This is a genomic window from Corynebacterium sp. KPL2680, assembly GCF_040225675.1.
In the GTDB taxonomy this organism is placed as follows: domain Bacteria; phylum Actinomycetota; class Actinomycetes; order Mycobacteriales; family Mycobacteriaceae; genus Corynebacterium; species Corynebacterium rhinophilum.
The window spans coordinates 115,546-132,775 of the sequence record NZ_JBEHFM010000002.1 but is presented as its reverse complement, the minus strand read 5'-3'; the positions used below and the strand labels follow the sequence as shown (position 1 = coordinate 132,775).

Sequence of the window (17,230 nt, the reverse complement as noted above, 5' to 3'; positions counted from 1 at the left end):
TTAGCGGGCAGTTGTTAACGCTCGCTGGGTGCACGTTCGATATAGAGAGTGAAAGATCCTCTCTGGGATATTTCACTCTCTATCACTCGCGCTCTCCCCCCTACCTGCCGCGGACTACGGGTTAGTCCGCGGCAGTTTCATAATCAATGTAGCCGCGCTCGCCGCCGACGTAGAACGTGGCCTGATCTGGCTCATTAAGGGCCAGACCTTCTTCCCACCGGCGTACCAAGTCCGGATTAGCAATGAGCTGTCGACCCACGACAACGGCATCCACGTGATCCAATTCCAGCTCGCGCTCGGCATCTTCCTTAGTGGTGACAGTGCCGAAACCATCATTCATCAAGACCTTGGTTTCGCCATTGGCACGAGCCTTCTTTGCCAAGGCCGAGATGAGTTCGCCTTCCGGCTCGGCGTGCAGGAAGGAGACATAAGCCAAGTTTAGCGGGGCGATAGCATCCAAAAGGCCGCCGTAGGTGGCCAACATATCCGCCTCGTCATCTTCAACAATGCCCTGTACAACGTGGGCTGGGGAGAAGCGCACGCCCACGCGGTCAGCACCGATTTCATCCACGACAGCACGAATAACCATCTCTGGCAGGCGCCACCGGTTTTCTGGGCTGCCACCAAATTCATCGTCGCGCTGGTTGGCAGATGGTGCCATGAATTCGTGCAGCAGGTAGCCATTCGCATTGTGGATTTCTACACCATCAACGCCCGCGTCGACGGCCCGGCGTGCGGCAGCACGGAATTCTTCAACGATGCGCGGGAGCTCATCGGCTTCTAGGGCGCGCGGTACCGGTGCATCCATCTTGCTGGCAAAGCCGCGAACCTGGCCGTCCCAATCCAGGGTGCTCGGGGCCTCTGCCTGGGCGCCATCAATGAGATCCGGGTGGCTGGTACGGCCGCCGTGCATGATCTGCATGAACAGCACGCCGCCCTTGTTATGTACTTCGTCAGCTACCTCGCGCCAACCAGCGGCTTGCTCGTCATCGACGATGCCCGCCTGACCAGGGAACGCGCGGTTGGTCCATGCGGGGAAGGTTCCCTCGGTCACGACGAGACCGGCGCTAGCGCGCTGGGAATAGTACTTTTTGTGTAGCTCGCTGGGTACACCACTGTGACCTGCACGCTGACGAGTCAGCGGCGCCATGGTCACGCGGTTGTTCAACGTATAACGGCCAAGTTCCAAAGATGTAAATAATGATGTCATGTCTACTGAAACAGCCCGTGGTTTAAATTTGTTCCACCTTTCGCCGCATTTCCTATAAGTCCGCAGTTAGATACCGGTTTAAGTGCTAAAGTTTTCACAATTCACACCGTCGATTGCTACCAGTTTTTATGATGATGAAACGCCACACTTCCTTAATGCTTGCCGCCTTGTCCCTCACCATGCTCAGCGCCTGCGGTACCTCCGATGATTCTGATTCTGCCGATCCCGAACCTGCCTTTGTGCCCAGCGACGCTTCCACGGCTCCTACGACCGTGACGGAAACCCTGGAGAATACTCCAGACTCCACCGAGGAAAAGGGCGATAAGGAAGGCGACGAGCATGGCGATGCCGGCTCGGATGATGACGCTCCCCCTGCTGGAAATCACACGCTTTACGCCGGAAAAATTGGCGGCGACTGCGGATACACCAACCAAGGAGACACCATCCACGCAGGTGAACATACATCCTGCGAATTTACCGGCCCCATTTTTGATGAAGCGCTCAAGCACACTTATACATTCCAGCAGCGCGATCCGAGAGCCAACGGCGCGTATAGCACCGAAATTTCCGTCGCCAGCCCTATCACCGGTAAGACCTATGACCTTCGCTGTTCAATTGGATCAGATCGCCGCGGACTCATCTGCGGGAAAGACGGAGACAATAGCTTAAGTGTCATATACCGAGCCGAGGAACTCGATCGCTTCTGGACGGACCGCCTCGACGTAGTCGACGGCTCCCACTAGCATCTAGTGGGGTTCTGAAGGAATCGTGGTCTGTTGGCTATCCGCCGCCCCGCTATTCCCGTCTGCGCCGGAGTCTCCGTCGCCATTCCCTTGGCCATCGCCAGCATCGCCGTTTGAGTCAGCGGGCCCATCCTGACCGCTGCCGTGCCCGTCCCCGGAATTAGGCGTGGAGTTGGGCGCCTGGCTGGGATAGCTAGGAACGGTCGGCGTATTGGTGGTCGTTGGTGTTGAATCTGCGTCCGTCGGTTCCGTTGGGGTACCGGTAGTTAGAGGATCTTCTGTAGGCACAGGCTCTTCAGATTCCGATGGTGTTTCGGAGGAAGATTGCGTATCGCGATCCTTCCAATAGTCCGGCGACAGCCAGCCGGCTTCCCCTTCCTCTGGGTTGCTTGCCGCGAGGATGAGCAGGCCAACGACAAGCAGGGCCGCCACGAGGCCAGTGGTGGAGGCACGCACGCGTCCGCCGATGGTGGAGACCTTTTGGAATTGGGTATTGGTCTGGATGGTGCGCCAGATCTTTCTGCGAGATTTATCATCGTCGTCTGCGGCATCTGCATCCGCTTCATCCGTGACTGCTTGTTCATCGACCTTGGTCTGAGCAAGCTCGACTTCCTCTGGAACCAGTTCCTCTTCTACCGTGGGGTCATCTACTGGCGTATCGGGGCGGGAGCCTTCCCCAGCGTCCAAGGCGTCTTTGGCCGACTGCGCCGCGGCATGCTTTGGGTCCGCAGGTTTCTTCTTTTTCTGTTCCTGCAGCTCATCAAAGTCGATGGCGGAGCCGTAGTGGTCCCAGAATTCCGAGAGCAGCGACGAGCGGATGGCGCGCTCCACGGACCACTGGCGGGCGGGATTCACCGTCACCATGATGCGGTAACCCACCTGCCACGGCTGGCCGGCAACCTGCGGGCTGACCAATTGGGTGGCGGGAAGGACCGTGAGCTCGCCGGCGACGTCGACGGAGATCTCTGGGGCTTTAATGGCGTGCTGCGAAATCTCTTTGACGCGGCTCGTAATCTCCGGCAGGGACTCGCCCTCATGCACTGGGACATTGATATTGACCACCGCGCGGGACCATTCCTTGGAATAGTTGGTCACCACGCCGGCGGAGCTATTGGGGATGGTCACCAACTCACCGCTAGGGGTGCGCACCTTCGTGGTGCGCAGGGTCAGCGTCACCACATCGCCTTCTACCCCAGGAATGCCGGCAAAGGAGACGTAGTCTCCCACGCCGAACTGCTTTTCCGTGAGGATGAAAAATCCGGAGAGGAAATCCGAAATCACGGACTGGGCACCAAAACCAACCGCAGCAGACACTATCGTCGCGGGTACCGCAGCACCCAGCGCCGGAACTCCGAGATTAGTCAGCGCGGCCGCGACCAATAGGAAGTACGCCACCGCTTGGACGATGTAGACCAATGCGCCGGTCAGAGCCAACCGCGCCTTCGTGGATTCTTCTTGCTCATCCAAATTATGTTCGATAATCCGGATGGCTAGGCGCCCCATGCGGGGCAAAAGAATGCCGATAATCACGAATGCGATGAGCGGCAAGCCGTGGTCAACGATGAGGCCCCACAGCTCAAAAAAGAAATACCTCAAGTTCATGGTTCAAGGATATGGCACCTAGCTGAGAAATTGATGCCAGTTTTCTGCCAGAAGTAAGAAGGAAGGAGTCGGAAGATGGGGCATCGGCAAGCAGATGCCCCGGGGCCTAGTCGCGCGATTGGTAGCGGTCCATCAGGCGATCAATCAGCTCATCAGTAAGCTTGTCATCTTCCAAAATCGTATCGAGCAGCCGCTGGGATTCCTCGCTGGAGGTCTGCTCCTCTTCCTCATAGGAATCGCCGCTAAAGTCCACGCCAAAGTCCATGTCCTCGGACTCCGCTGGCGCCGAGCTGAACTGATCGACGTCTGATTCGAAGGACTGCAAAAACTCGCTGGCCTCTTCCGCCGCATCCTGGCGGCGCTTGCCGGAACGCACTTCCTTTTCGATGCGCCGCTGCAGCGCCTCTTCCATCTGCCGGTGGCGCCAGGAGCGCACGCGGTGTGGCTCCAGCTTGCGCCCGACCGCCCGGCTCTTGTTTTCTGCCTTCTTCGCCAGCACCTTGACCTGCGCGGCCGTATCATTAATCGGCGCCCACTCCTGGTTCGCGGGCACGCGCCACCCGGCCCAAATGCCCAGCAACGCCAAGAAAATAGAGACCAATGGCCCCACGATCATGCCAACGGCCAACATATCGAAGTGGTTTCCCACCAGCACGATTACCGCACAGGCAATGGCCGGGATCACCGTGGGCTGATTATCGCCAAAGACGGCGGGCTCGCGCCCCATGGCGATATCGCGAATCATGGAACCGCCTGTAGCGGTAAACACGCCCATCATGATGCACGGAATCGGCGGCAGACCATAGGTAATGGCCTTCACGGCACCGGTGCCGGCCCACAGGCCAGAGACCACGGCATCACCATGCGCCTGGATATAATCCCAGGTCTTTCCCTTAAAGTAGACAAAGCGCGCAATCAACGCGCCCGTAAACGCCAGGTAGAGGTACTCCGGCTCGCTCATCGCCGCCACGGTGCCGCGATTAATAAGCACATCGCGCACCATGCCCCCGCCCAGGGAAGAAAACATCGCAATGAAGAAAAACCCGATGATGTCATACCCGCGCTTGCGCGCAATGGTGCCGCCGATAATTCCCATCAGCAATACACCGCTGACATCGGACCAGCGATAGAGGGACTCAATGAGCGGATCTACTTCTGTCATGCCGTTTATTAGACTGCACTGCTCACCCACGCGCAATTCGCCTGCCCACATGCGCTGCGGTGCTACACTTTTCCTGTTCTAATGCCCCTTCTATCTCTTCCTACATTCCGCATGAAAAAGATTCTCTCTCTTGCCGGCATTCCTGCTGGTTGGGGGCTCGTCCACCCCCGCTGACGACGAGCCCAACTTCACCGATACCAGCCCGCACAGCACCGGTTCAGACAGCGGTGCGCTTGCCGATGCCGACGCCGATACCGATTCCGCGCCTTCCGCGACTGCCAAGCTTTCCAAGCCGCAGAAAGCGGAGAAAGACGATGATTCCGCACTCGCTGCGCAGGTAGGCGGTATGTGCGGCATTCGCGATTATGCACAAATCATCGCCGACGATGCCACCGATTGCGCCTTTGCCCTGGATATTTATAAGCATGCAGTGGATGCCACATACAGGCTCGAAACCCCTGATCCAACCGTTACTGCAGCCTGGCAGAGCGATATTACTGTGAAGAACCCGAGCTCTGGTGACAGCTACGATCTCCACTGCATCATGGCCACGAATCAAAAATCCGTCCATTGCAGGTCCCAAGAAGACGAAAATATCGGCACCCGCATCGAGCTGACCGCCAGGCCGATTTTCTCCGAGCGCGTGCGCACCGAATACTAAAAAGGAGGCGCCAGCATTGCTTGCCGACGCCTCCTTCTACCGTGGGGCCACCGGGGCTCGAACCCGGGACCGACGGATTATGAGTCCGGAGCTCTAACCGACTGAGCTATAGCCCCACACGGATGCCATGTCGTAAAATACGAAACTCCGCTCCCAAAAGATTAGTCAATAGCTCGCGAAAGACCAATTCTCAGCCCCTCATAAAATAACCCCAGTTGAGTGCGCGACGCCCAACCGTGGATGTCCGTGCTGCGACTGGAACCCACGTTAGAGCCTCAGCGAAGATGAATTCTGCCCCTCATAACCGAAGTGCTGATCGTCGTTACTAGATGTCCTTTCGATTTGTTGATTATTGGGTAGCAAGAAATTTGAGGCATTAAATCAAAAAAATTTATCCCCGCTCACGCGAGGAGCACGTGTTATTGAGAAAAAGCGAGGTTCCTAGCCCGGGCTCATCCCCGCTCACGCGGGGAGCACGATAAAGACGTATGGGAACGCCTAACCGGCAACGGCTCATCCCCGCTCACGCGGGGAGCACAACTTTATTCCAAGCCATGCCAACACCGCCTAGGGCTCATCCCCGCTCACGCGGGGAGCACTCCTTGGACATGCCCGGCTGGACACCACGATGATGGCTCATCCCCGCTCACGCGGGGAGCACAGACCCAAAGGTTTCAATGTCGATAATGTATCGGGCTCATCCCCGCTCACGCGGGGAGCACAGCCGCCGACGTCTTTGTGCTTGTCGCGTTGTGGGCTCATCCCCGCTCACGCGGGGAGCACGGGTGGTCTTTCGTATTTGGCGTGGTCGAGTTCGGCTCATCCCCGCTCACGCGGGGAGCACAGGTCTTGGTAGGCGGTGCCCTCGAGTTTCGCGGGCTCATCCCCGCTCACGCGGGGAGCACTTAAAGTTGCCGACGGCACCAACTCGATGATCGGGCTCATCCCCGCTCACGCGGGGAGCACAAACATCGCTTCCGCGAGAGCGTGAGTACGACGGGCTCATCCCCGCTCACGCGGGGAGCACGTTTACCCCCGTAGCGTTAATCGCCCCGGCTGGGGCTCATCCCCGCTCACGCGGGGAGCACCCATCAAGGAATGCCATTGTGCGCCAGAGGTTGGGCTCATCCCCGCTCACGCGGGGAGCACAAAGCGTCAAACAAAACATCAAAAACGGCGCTGGGCTCATCCCCGCTCACGCGGGGAGCACTCTTAGGGCGTAGCTTGTCCCAGTTCATAACGGGGCTCATCCCCGCTCACGCGGGGAGCACGTACTGGGTTTGAAATTCGCCAATGACTAGCTGTGGCTCATCCCCGCTCACGCGGGGAGCACAGTACAACGAGTTGGGTGTTCGGGAGGGCGATGGGCTCATCCCCGCTCACGCGGGGAGCACGCCGTACAGTTGCCGTCGCCGCACTGGTAGAGGGGCTCATCCCCGCTCACGCGGGGAGCACTAGTTTATCCACGGGAAGTCGAACCGTAGTCCGGGCTCATCCCCGCTCACGCGGGGAGCACTGGTAGTTGTATTCTTCGTGGCTGGTGGCGTTGGGCTCATCCCCGCTCACGCGGGGAGCACCTTCGCTTCTCCGGGGGTCATCGGGGTCATTGGGGCTCATCCCCGCTCACGCGGGGAGCACTGCTGAACAGCAGAAATTCGAGCCCTAACCGCATTTTACATACGACTTGTATTTTGGGGAAAGCTACTCTCGAAGCTCCACGCGGCCTAATATCCTCCCTTCTGTTTCTTATAAGAAATACGGTTACGTCGGGCTTGAGACCATCCAGTCCTTCGCTGTGGTTGCTTAGACTTAGCCGGTCGCGTCATCAAGGTAATCCCGTCAAAATCCGTAGGTTCCCAATGATGTCGGTGAGCCTTGAACTCCATTCCCTGCTCATTCGCGGCTGACTACACCAAAAGTGCGCGGCCATCTTTACAAAGCTCGGTTGTACGTTCCCAGAGCAGATCACGAATACGAGCAGAGGGACGTCCCACGAATACACCGGGAGTCAGTTCAATGAGCCACTTGGACAGATCGCCGCGTAGTCCAGCGGGACAAGCAGTAATAACCAGCACCATCATGACAACGTTTCCTCTTCTGCCCAGTTAAGACCAGAAGCGATGACTTCAAGTTCACTCCACAGCATTAACTCGGCATCACTGACAAGCTCGTCATCTGGTACATCAAAAAGTGCTTTAAGGTCTTGAACCATCCGCGGCATGAGGCGGCGTGAGACAACTTTATCCCGCACGAAACGACGCACTTCCACAGAGGGATTACCCTGTTGTGCTGCGACAGCATCAAATGCCGCTGGAATAGAAATCTCTGCTTTGTAGAGGTCAGCAATGTCGTAGACGAATGACCTATCGGTGCCTGTATGCACTATCCCTAAGGCAGGGATGAAACCAAGCGCTGCAACGACAGCATGAGCAACTCCATATAGCGCGGCGCTGCCTGCAGTCAGAGCCTGGTTAATTGGGTCAGAAGAATCGAAATCATTGGGATCATAAGACCGCCGATTCCAATAGACTCCAGTACGCTCGGCTTCAGCCGCATAAATCCGCTTCATGCGTGCGCCTTCGCGGCCACGCAGCTGGGACATCGTCAACTGAGAAACGTCTTCTCCTGGAAACCGCATGGCATACATTCTGCGAGCCACGTCCAAACGCTTCCGCTGGTGAGACACTACCTGCGCATGAATTTCAGCCATGCGGGACGATTTCGCTGGTGGCCGACCGTGCGCATAGTACCGAACGCCGCGCTCACCTACCCAGAGGGTGGTAACCCCGGCATCGCCAAGCAAAGCCATGCCCGCGTAAGTAATCCTCGTTCCTGGACCAAGCAGCAGTGCCGCCAGCTGTGTGGCTGGCACATGTGCGACGCCGCGCTGGTCCGTGATCGTTAGAGAATTACCATCTCGATTGATCACGCAGCGCTCGGCGTACAAGAAACTGATTCGGTCTCCCATCCGGGACAAAGCTTGGCGGGTGACAGGGACTTCGCTCGGATTTGACATCAGGACCCCATCGGCCGAGCTAGAGTCATTAAGCCACAACCATAACCACGAGCTCTTCCTATCCCATGAGTAAGGGTGTGCCGAAGAGCCTCAGAATCTTTGACCTCCAAGGTTCCGCGGTATCGGGCTGTGGCGATACGCACACGCCTATTGCCATTTCCTTTCCGGAAATCCAACGTTTTTCGCTCAATAATCGCGGTTTCTTCTTCAACGGACCACCGAGAACGCTCATCATCGCTGACATCATCCCCTGCTCGGGGGGCTAGTTCAAATCCGGCATTTTCTGCTCGACGATACAACCACTCCAGCTGGTGTTCCACGGACACATGAGCCTTCACTTTGCCTCGCTTGCCTTCATTAGCCTGCGAATACGTTGGGTTGGCTACCAGCTCAAAGATCCATCTTTGCCCCTTAGTAAAGGAATTAAGCAGCCGGTCATACTCAACCGATTGTCCCGGCCTTGTATCCCACCCTGCTTGTTCCACAATCACATGGTCAGTCGGTTTTTCAGGCCCCACCACGTAGAGGGAATGGTGATGCGCACCTTCATCAAGGCGCCATAAAATACGCCCGGATTCTTGATCCATGTCTGGTGGAAATGACGCGGCAACTGCAGCGTGCATTGCTTGTGGATTAGCAAGCAACTTTCGCCCTTGACGCCGCTGAGGATTGATAAGAATTTTGGTTAACGTACTCATACATTCATCACCGCCTCCAAAAACGGATCCGGGCGCCGCTCGGCGCTATCTAAGGGGTTGTCCACATTCGCAAACTCCTTTTGCACCACGGTGCGCCATGAATACTTGCGGTGCTGCGGATCAAAAGAGTTCGGTACATCCTGGCAAGCCACGCCGGATTCTCCTGGGAGGGAGTCCCGGTAAATCGGCAGCGATACTTCCCCACCACTTGATTTCATATACTCCTTGGTGGCGTGCCACGTGTCGTGCTCTTGTAATGCCGTAACCGCAGGCTTTTCAACCACACCAAGCACCACATTGGGCGGAGCCGGGCACGAACGTCGGCCCAAATAGAGCGGAAATACCGGTCGGTTTAGATTCTCCGCAAAACTCTCGAGTTGCTCGCGATCCTCACTTTCGATTGCCGCAACGAATGCGGCATCTGATAGGAAATAGCGGGTGATGAGCTTTGCGGATGCCTGCGGATCCTTTTGCCAGTTTTGCGCGGTTTGATAATCCCGCAAAAGGCTACCGGATTGATCGACGCGCACCGCGAACTTGAGTCCAGCCAAGTCAGCCATATCTTCATCACGCCTGCGTCCTTCAGCTGCGACTAGCATGCCAAGAACTCCTGACTTTGAGGGCAAGGACGAAGTTGCACGGGTAGCGTAGCGAGATTCCGTTCCCCAAGACTGCATCGGCCCTTTAAGCAGCAACAACAATGATGCTGTCATCGTTTTAAGCCTCCTACTCCGAAAGCGCGGAAGACAAACGCTGCGAAAGCTCTGGCAGCGTCACTTCGTCAGCGATTTGTGCGAAAGCCTGACGGGCCTCGCTCAACCCAACCACAAAGGCTGCCCTAGGCTGCAGCCCGTAGTTTTCTTCAAACTCGGCTTCTTCTTTCGCCAATGCTTCGGCACCGGCGACGCGCAAGCTCTGACCGGTGGTTGGCTCTACTGGTTCTTCGAAGGCAGTAACCAAGCTAACCGGGCGGGTATCGCGAACCGCAATATAGATGAGCTCAGGCATTGTTTGATTGGCGAAGGTATTGATTTTGCCCGTGGGCATGGACTTGATGAATGCATCAACGAAGTTCACTGCGGCTTGCTTTGCGTTTTCTGCCGAGTCGAGATTTCGCGTCAGTCCATCTAGGTTCACCGTGGCATAGCGGTACAAGGTAGAAGACATCATTTGTACAGTGCCAATCATGCCCGCACCAGTTTCTTCGCCTTCCTCGGCCAAGTCATCGACCGCGGTGAAATAGTCGAATTCAGGCGCACTGGCATGGATTCCCAGTGCATGCGCAACCTGTACTGCGGCATCGACGTTATACGCAGCATCATCGGCAACCATGCGCCCAAACAACGCCATATCTACCGAGTGCTGGGTATCAAGGATCTCCAGAGCGTCCTTCTTCTTAATCTTTTCACCATCGGCCGCAATAATCGCCTCTGCGGCACGTTCAATCTGGTGTGGGCTCAAGAACAACAAGTATTTGGTCTGCGGATACTGCGCTGCTGCTAGTTCTTCTTCGGTGGTTTCCTCAGAATCTTTCAGCGCCTTGATGCGCTTTGCATCCACTTCCGTCTTAATTCCCGCAGATTCGAAGAGCTTAGCAACTGCCTTTTGAGCTCGCTCTGCATCCCATCCTTCGTGTCCTTGAACCTTACGCGCGATCTTCTCTGGAAGCCGCTTCGAGCGATCTCCCAAAGATTCAGCATCGATTTCAGATTCAAAGTACTTGCGGATTGCACGCTTCCATGCCTGCGAAGAGACTCGCTGACGTGGTACACCACCGTAAACGGCAGACTTAGGAGCACCGGTGTCATCACGGTTGATCAGGGAAGGAGGAAGGGTCTGTAGTGCGTGAATATCGATGGTCAAAGCCATTGCGAAAATTCCTTTCTAAAATATGAAAATTGATTTTAAGAAGCCGGTTCGGTCTGGTCAGACGCATAAGAACCGAAAGCAAAGTCGCGTGCCCATTTCAGTAGCACGCCTTGTCGCTGTGTATGCACTTTTTGAGTAGTACTTTTGCTACCCAGAACCCGCAGGTCCTGTGCAAATACGCCGTAGTCAAACCCCAAATTTTCCCCGCGCAATAGCGTTACCAAAGAACGAATATGTATTAGACGGGAAGCCTCATCTGGGGATACGAGCATCGCATCAAACCGCGGTTTAGTGGATTGTGACTGACTGCGCGCATAGAAACGGCCGCAGGCACGTGCGAAGCTTTGGCCTTTAATATGGGCTTCAGTGCTGGCGCTTTGTAGATGAATGCCTAGCATCGTCATAGCCTGAAAGGCCGCGAGCTCTGAGGCGGATGGTGTGGCGCCCTTACCCAGCTCTTGTCCGCTCAATGCAGGCTCCAATAAAAGAAGAACCTCTTCAAACGCCACGGGATGTTGTTCAAGACGGACCGCAGAATATTTTCGCAAATGGGCTAGGGCTGCACGCGCCCGCGCTTGTTTAGTGTGCTGTGGCGAATGCAAATAATCATTCTGCAGTGCCTCTGCGGTACGCGCCACGGAGGTTCGCAATCGCGGACCTGCGTACTCCGCAGTAGTGTCTGCCTGTGGATGACTGGTGTCATGCATGGGCAACGCCTTCCTTCATAAGTGAGCTAGGATTCTGATTTCGTGTGGACTTGCCTGTTAACGGCAGATTTTTATCAAAACGCCACTGTAGCTGCTGGAAAAGGGACCCAGCTGAGACGATTCGACCCTTTCCGTCTTCTCCGGCGTCTACTTCCCTGCCGATGATCGCCTTCATCCCGGCGCCGCGCAGAAGTTCCATTGCGTGGGAGACAGCTACGGTTCGAACACGTTCTTGCCAGTTGATTTGAGCGCTGTCTGCATTTTCAACAGAGGTAGTCTGCATCCACGCAATAAAATCCGGCTCCAACTGGGCATAAAACCTGTCCTCAGACTTAACCCCAAATTCATACTCATCGCCCGCTGCTACCCGCAGTTGGCCTTCAAACCAGCCCAAGCTCGCAGCTGTTTCATAGGTCTTTTGGGCGGCAGTGCGGACAGCGTTCCGCGCTTGCCTGCCAAGATCATCTTCGCGCAAAACCACTAAGGGAAGCCCAATCGTGGTGCTAAAAGTGGTGGCTACTGAAGATTTCTTCGGTCCGTATTCCATCGACACCAAAGCAATATCAAAGGTGCTTTGGTTGAGGTACCCATCAACGTCAAGCGCAGCGAGATTGCTGAGATTGGATGGCCGTTTCAGAGCTTTTGCCTTTTTCTGGTCGAACCCTGGATCGTCTTCGACGGCCACCAACGCATCGAGTGCGCGCCACATGGTCTGAGTAGGGTCGTAGGGACGCGCGTAGTAAGCATCTTGGCCGACCTTCGACTGCTTGGGATTATACTGATACGGCGTCATGGGATCATCCATGACATTCTTTCCGTTATCCGGAATGCGATCACCGTTTGATACGAGGACGCGAGTCACTTGGCCTTCTTCAGTCACGAGGCGCACTCGCCGTGCCTGCCACGTTGCCAAATCGGCCGCACCTTGAGGCACAGCACCAAGCTTGTCATCCGAGCCACGGCGTTGCGCAGCGGTATCAGGCTCTCTTTCCCATACCGGTTTATCCAGTTCAATTGGGTTTGTTCCCTGCTCCGTCATAACAGCTGTCATGGGAGTGTTCAGCAAAAGCGTTTCTAGGAGTCCCTCAGTTCCAAGCACCAAAGTTCCACCCGTTCGGCCAGTCCAACCTGTGCCAATAGGAAAACCTTTTCCGTCTTTTACTCGGGGGTCCCCTACTACACCGGTTTTAATACCGGCGTAATCATAAGCTTGCAAGTGAACAAGCCAACGGGCTGCCTCAGCCAAGGAAATCGCTTGCCGGCCTTTAGCTGTACGCATGGTGAAGTGATCATCAGCCGCTTCCGGAACGATGTGAACTATGGGTCGTGTTTCCCCTTTGTTCGAGTGAAGATCCGCTACCTGCATGAAGGGAACGGTCTCAGAGAGCAAATCGAATCGATCGGTAAAGGCATCAAGATAATCTAGAACAACTTGGTCCCGCTTGGTATGGCATAATTCATCGCGCTTTTCTGCGAACCATTCGCCCCAATCAAAGCTGGCACGTTTCCGCCTTCCGCCTGCTAGTTCCGCCAACTCTTGCGCATGAGCGCGCCAAAATATGGCTAATAGCAGTCTTATGACCGCATAATCTTGGGTTGGTGAGTCTCCCACAATTTTGCGGGCATCATCCTGTCCGGAAAATATGTCCCGGATGCTCAACGCCTTGCGATTGTCCGCACTGTCCATGCACAAAATCCATGGCTCATCGAGCAGATTAAAGGTTTCTGTATCAGTCATTATCTTTCGCCTCCTTTCTTTCTAACGAATTGTTGGTTGATATGGCTACCCCTAGTAAAAGGTGGTGCTCGCAGCCTATCTAGCACCTTGGACATATCACTCACGCCCATCACTCATAATTTCGATGCCCAGTTGGCTCGTATATCGCAAAACAAAGCGCCCTACCTGCGCCTCTGCCCCATCATTTAGCGGCAGCGCCAGTTGTCCCCGCAGTAAGTAGTGTGAGCCCCACTCGGCCGGGGTTGCTCTCTCGAGGTCATCGACTACCGCATTAAAGTCCAAGTCATAGCAGGTCATTCGCACAGGTAGCCGTACTGTACTAGACGCTAAATGGAAAGCCAGACCATACGGAATATCCGCAGCCTCGATGACTTCTTCATCCCAGCCCCACGGTCGATAGCCGTAATCAGTCTCGATGATGGGGATCACCTCAACGCTGGGCTCTGCGTCACGAACTTGGGCCGCACCTTTGATCTCGGCATCCTCTGCCGAATCATCCTGTAGTCGTGCAAATAGTGCGTCGAGGCCATTGGTGCTCCACGGATCCGGCAATCGAAACGTTGAGGACGCTGAATGCGCTGTCGATTCGTCAAAGTCACGCTTCGCGGTGGCGTCTTCCCAAGATTCTTCCCAGGCCTCTGGAGGCTTAAAGTTGCGATCATATGCAACTGCTACAAGCGGAGCGATGTCATCCGGCCGGCGAATCCTACTTGGCAAGGCTGCATACGTTGATAGCAATATTGCTCGGCCGTATATGGCCTCGGCACCTGATTCAAATTCCGGGACTGGTGAGGAAGCGTCTATCCCGCGAATAACAACCTTTGGCTCCCGCAATTTTTCGGGTCGATCGCTGGAAGGACGTGCGTGACGGTGCAGCCTCCCGATGCGCTGAATGAGCAAATCCATGGGTGCAATATCAGTAATCAGAGCATCGGCATCAATATCCAAGCTCTGCTCCGCTGCCTGAGTGGCCACCACAATCTTTTGCTTCGGCCGGCCTGCTCCCCTGTGGGCATCCGGGCCAAGTTGGCGCCGTAATGAATCCTCTTTTTCCACGCGCTCCCAAGCCACAAATCCCGCATGATGAAGCTCTACGCAATCGCCGTAGCTTTCGGCAAGTTCCGAATACGCTGCCTGGGCTCGTGCGATAGTATTGCAAATAATAAGAACGCACCCGCCATCTACGAGCCATTCCTCGATAAGTTCTTGCAGTGAATCTTCGCTTTCTGCAAGGAAATCAATGGTGGCTTCAAGATTTGTTGGAGAAGCAGGGACGTCTAGAGAACGAATTTTGTCTTCTGTCGCCACAGTAATTAACGGGTATCCAGTCGGCTCCTTCTCCGGCCATTGACCGTCAGAGTATGCGCTTACCAATGCGCGCCGCTTGTCCGCCGGCAACGTGGCTGACATAACGATGACGCTGGCACCATAAAATCCTAGCCATTCGATGGCACTTCGCAGGTAATCCGAGGAATACACATCAAAAGAATGCACCTCATCAAAAATGACTACTTTGCCTGCCAGGCCGACATGTCTCAGCATGGAAAATCGTTGCTGTAGTGCCATCATGAGCACTTGGTCAACGGTACCCACCACGAAATTGGAAAGAATGCCGAGCCGCCGACCGGACATCCACTGCGATGCAACAACGTTGCCGCCTTCTTCTTCATAACGGTTGATTCCCGTAAATTTTAAATCCGTATAAGGCTTGGCCAATGCATTTTTGGAATGGGCGAGGTACATCGATCGAACCGAATCTGTCGTTACATTTCGACTCCATTCGATGGTCCTTTGCAATAGGCCATTCGCGGTGGCCATGGTCGGAGCGGCAAAAAAGATTCCTTGTGCCCCACTACGCGCCGCAAGCACTTCCGCCGCCGCTAAGGCAGCTTCAGTCTTACCTACGCCTGTTTCGGCTTCCAGGACTATGAGCGCTGGCTCATTGATCGCTCTGGCAGCCTCCACCATTTCCTGTTGTACTTGCCGTGCTTTAAACTCTGCAGGCCACCCAAACGATTGCCGGAATTGCTCGTCGATGTCCTGATGCAATCGAGTTTCCGGTTCCCAGGGTGAGGTCAAGTCAATCAGCTCTGCAGCCCTTGTCACTCGGTCTAGTTGAGTTCCCTCCACGCGCAAGCTGAAAGCCTTTTCATTGGAAGCAATCCAGTCCGCCATAACCACTAAGCCGGTAAGCATTTGCGCGGCTGCGGGCGAGACTTTCGGCAGCTTGGCAAAGACCTGCGCAAGCTCATTTTCCCCACAGAGTTTCGCCATGGCATCAAGAAGTTCGCCATGAACCATTCGCCACCCCGAAGGATAATCTTGAATCAATTCTCGGACCGCTTTATTCGGCCCGCTTGCAGCACCATGATGAGCATTGACAACCGCGGCCACAGAGTTAGCCTTTGGCAGGGTAAGTCCCTGTTCTTCAAGCCAGATCGCTAAAATTTCACCAGAGGCAATGCCATGCGGAAGCTTGGACATATTCGCCTCTGAGGCGCTCAATTCGATATCCAGTCCCGCGTCGCTAACGGCGTGGGCCAAATGCGCAACCTCACTGCGGCCAAGAAGAAGCCGCTGGAAAGTTTTAACCCCCTTTCCAACATCATGGGACCCAGCAAGAAAGACGTAGAGAACTTCTATATCCGTCTCTGAGACACGCAACTCGGCTTTCAGGAACTCTTTTACCGAACGAGAAAGCCAAGTGTTATACACCAGGGATGCAGCACACGCGGAATCAACCATATGTTGCGGCAGGTTGAGGTAATCAACGCCATCACCTGATTTCGCCCACAAGCTCCGCGCCTGCTGGCTACGTTGACCAGCCCAACCATCTGCACGAGTGCAAAAATCCACTGTCTTCGCTGGCAATTTCATGGTTCTATCTCCAGTACAGCCTTCACCAAATCCAACTTCTATGGTGAACTTGAGTTATTAACTAATGATTCACAAATATATATCGTCTAGCACTGACGTGTTGCAATTTTTGAAATGAACCTAAAATCTGCATCAATTTTTGCGGTAAGATTACAGGAGGCGAAACGCCAAACTCCCAGCTAACGCTGGGATGAGCCCACGTCAGTGCTCATTTGAATAGTCAATTGACTAGTTCCCCGCGTCAGCGGGGATTATTTTCTATCTCCATCCTTGCGGTGGGTTGAGCACACCAGCCGATCCAAGCGCTACCCCAAGGTACTTCCGTCCGAAGGAGCGCCCACTCCCCCGGCGCGGGTTGAGTAGGCCTGCGGCGCACACTTGAGCCGTACCACCTTTTCTTAGCGCGTCCTTTCACTTCTTAGGTCGCTGACCTCGAAAAACACCGTAAGCAATTCTGAGTACAATCGGCGGCTGTACTTACCGCTAGTACGAAAAGCACTTTAGAAAAGGAGTAATCATGGATACCCTCTACACCACCGAAGCACTCGCTACCGGTGCAGGCCGCGATGGCCGCGCCGTGGTGCACAATTCTGACCTTGACTTCAAGATGGCCACCCCAAAGGAAATGGGCGGCGATGGCAATGGCGCCAACCCAGAGCAGCTCTTCGCCGCTGGTTATGCCGCGTGCTTCCACTCTGCCCTGCAGGCGGTAGCTCGCAGCGAGAAGACTGAGTTGGGCGATTCCTCCGTGGGCGCCCGCGTGTCCATTGGCAAGGAGGGCGAAGGCTTCAAGCTCGCCGTTGAGCTCGAGGTCATCATCCCCGCCCAGGAACACGACAAGGCACAAGAGCTTGCCGATGCCGCCCACCAGGTCTGCCCCTACTCCAACGCCACCCGCGGCAATATTGACGTCAACGTCACCGTCGCGCAGGACTAAGCAAGACTAG

13 protein-coding genes, 1 tRNA gene, 1 pseudogene and 1 CRISPR repeat array are annotated in these 17,230 nt (G+C 55.3%); of the genes and pseudogenes, 3 read left to right on the top strand and 12 right to left on the bottom strand.

Features of this window, described 5'->3' with window-relative positions:
- Positions 1-121: 121 nt before the first annotated feature.
- Positions 122-1,210 (bottom strand): alkene reductase, encoded by a 1,089-nt coding sequence (locus ABRP66_RS01950; RefSeq protein WP_284785301.1) that lies wholly within the window; start codon positions 1,208-1,210, stop codon positions 122-124.
- Positions 1,211-1,365: 155 nt separating this feature from the next.
- On the opposite strand from ABRP66_RS01950, the gene ABRP66_RS01945 reads away from it, so the two are divergent.
- Positions 1,366-1,953: a hypothetical protein gene (locus tag ABRP66_RS01945; protein WP_284850117.1), complete on the top strand. Its 588-nt coding sequence runs from the start codon at positions 1,366-1,368 to the stop codon at positions 1,951-1,953.
- 3 nt (positions 1,954-1,956) lie between these two features.
- On the opposite strand, the gene ABRP66_RS01940 is transcribed toward ABRP66_RS01945, so the two are convergent.
- Positions 1,957-3,555, bottom strand: coding sequence for a mechanosensitive ion channel family protein (locus tag ABRP66_RS01940; RefSeq protein WP_284852218.1), 1,599 nt, complete (start codon positions 3,553-3,555; stop codon positions 1,957-1,959).
- Positions 3,556-3,661: 106 nt separating this feature from the next.
- Positions 3,662-4,717, bottom strand: coding sequence for a trimeric intracellular cation channel family protein (locus tag ABRP66_RS01935; protein ID WP_237791669.1), 1,056 nt, complete (start codon positions 4,715-4,717; stop codon positions 3,662-3,664).
- A gap of 130 nt (positions 4,718-4,847) precedes the next feature.
- Here ABRP66_RS01935 and ABRP66_RS01930 point away from each other — a divergent pair, with 130 nt between their 5' ends.
- The gene (locus tag ABRP66_RS01930) at positions 4,848-5,378 is read left to right on the top strand and encodes a hypothetical protein (RefSeq protein WP_284854152.1); all 531 of its coding nucleotides are present in this window, start codon (positions 4,848-4,850) and stop codon (positions 5,376-5,378) included.
- A gap of 42 nt (positions 5,379-5,420) precedes the next feature.
- Here the strand turns inward: ABRP66_RS01930 and ABRP66_RS01925 are convergent.
- The 9 genes and pseudogenes from ABRP66_RS01925 to cas3 all read right to left on the bottom strand — a co-directional run bounded on the left by ABRP66_RS01925 (position 5,421) and on the right by cas3 (position 16,283).
- A tRNA-Ile gene (locus ABRP66_RS01925) sits at positions 5,421-5,494 on the bottom strand.
- Positions 5,495-5,766: 272 nt separating this feature from the next.
- Positions 5,767-7,016: direct repeats of the CRISPR family, unit length 28 nt; unit sequence GGCTCATCCCCGCTCACGCGGGGAGCAC.
- An 86-nt stretch (positions 7,017-7,102) separates the two neighbouring features.
- Positions 7,103-7,459 (bottom strand): annotated as a pseudogene (gene cas2e, locus ABRP66_RS01920) (type I-E CRISPR-associated endoribonuclease Cas2e).
- Positions 7,456-8,346, bottom strand: a complete 891-nt coding sequence (cas1e, locus tag ABRP66_RS01915; protein WP_284852219.1) for a type I-E CRISPR-associated endonuclease Cas1e — start codon at positions 8,344-8,346, stop codon at positions 7,456-7,458. The pseudogene cas2e and the gene cas1e overlap by 4 nt, the downstream one beginning before the upstream one ends.
- A gap of 47 nt (positions 8,347-8,393) precedes the next feature.
- Complete coding sequence (cas6e, locus tag ABRP66_RS01910; RefSeq protein WP_284852220.1) at positions 8,394-9,092, bottom strand: type I-E CRISPR-associated protein Cas6/Cse3/CasE; 699 nt, start codon at positions 9,090-9,092, stop codon at positions 8,394-8,396.
- Positions 9,089-9,805 carry a type I-E CRISPR-associated protein Cas5/CasD gene (gene cas5e / locus ABRP66_RS01905; protein ID WP_284852221.1) on the bottom strand — a complete coding sequence of 239 codons (717 nt, stop codon included), beginning with the start codon at positions 9,803-9,805 and terminating at the stop codon, positions 9,089-9,091. The genes cas6e and cas5e overlap by 4 nt, the downstream gene beginning before the upstream one ends.
- 13 nt (positions 9,806-9,818) lie before the next feature.
- Positions 9,819-10,961, bottom strand: coding sequence for a type I-E CRISPR-associated protein Cas7/Cse4/CasC (gene cas7e / locus ABRP66_RS01900; RefSeq protein WP_349838253.1), 1,143 nt, complete (start codon positions 10,959-10,961; stop codon positions 9,819-9,821).
- A gap of 35 nt (positions 10,962-10,996) precedes the next feature.
- The gene (gene casB / locus ABRP66_RS01895; protein ID WP_349838251.1) at positions 10,997-11,668 is read right to left on the bottom strand and encodes a type I-E CRISPR-associated protein Cse2/CasB; all 672 of its coding nucleotides are present in this window, start codon (positions 11,666-11,668) and stop codon (positions 10,997-10,999) included.
- Positions 11,661-13,406: a type I-E CRISPR-associated protein Cse1/CasA gene (gene casA, locus ABRP66_RS01890; protein ID WP_349838249.1), complete on the bottom strand. Its 1,746-nt coding sequence runs from the start codon at positions 13,404-13,406 to the stop codon at positions 11,661-11,663. Before casA ends, casB begins: the two co-directional genes overlap by 8 nt.
- A 96-nt stretch (positions 13,407-13,502) precedes the next feature.
- On the bottom strand, positions 13,503-16,283 hold the full coding sequence (gene cas3 / locus ABRP66_RS01885) for a CRISPR-associated helicase Cas3' (RefSeq protein WP_349838248.1): 2,781 nt from the start codon (positions 16,281-16,283) through the stop codon (positions 13,503-13,505).
- Between the two features lie 517 nt (positions 16,284-16,800).
- Between cas3 and ABRP66_RS01880 the strand changes: the two genes are divergently transcribed.
- A complete protein-coding gene (locus ABRP66_RS01880) occupies positions 16,801-17,220 on the top strand; it encodes an organic hydroperoxide resistance protein (RefSeq protein ID WP_296087372.1) in 420 nt (139 codons plus the stop codon).
- Positions 17,221-17,230: the final 10 nt, after the last annotated feature.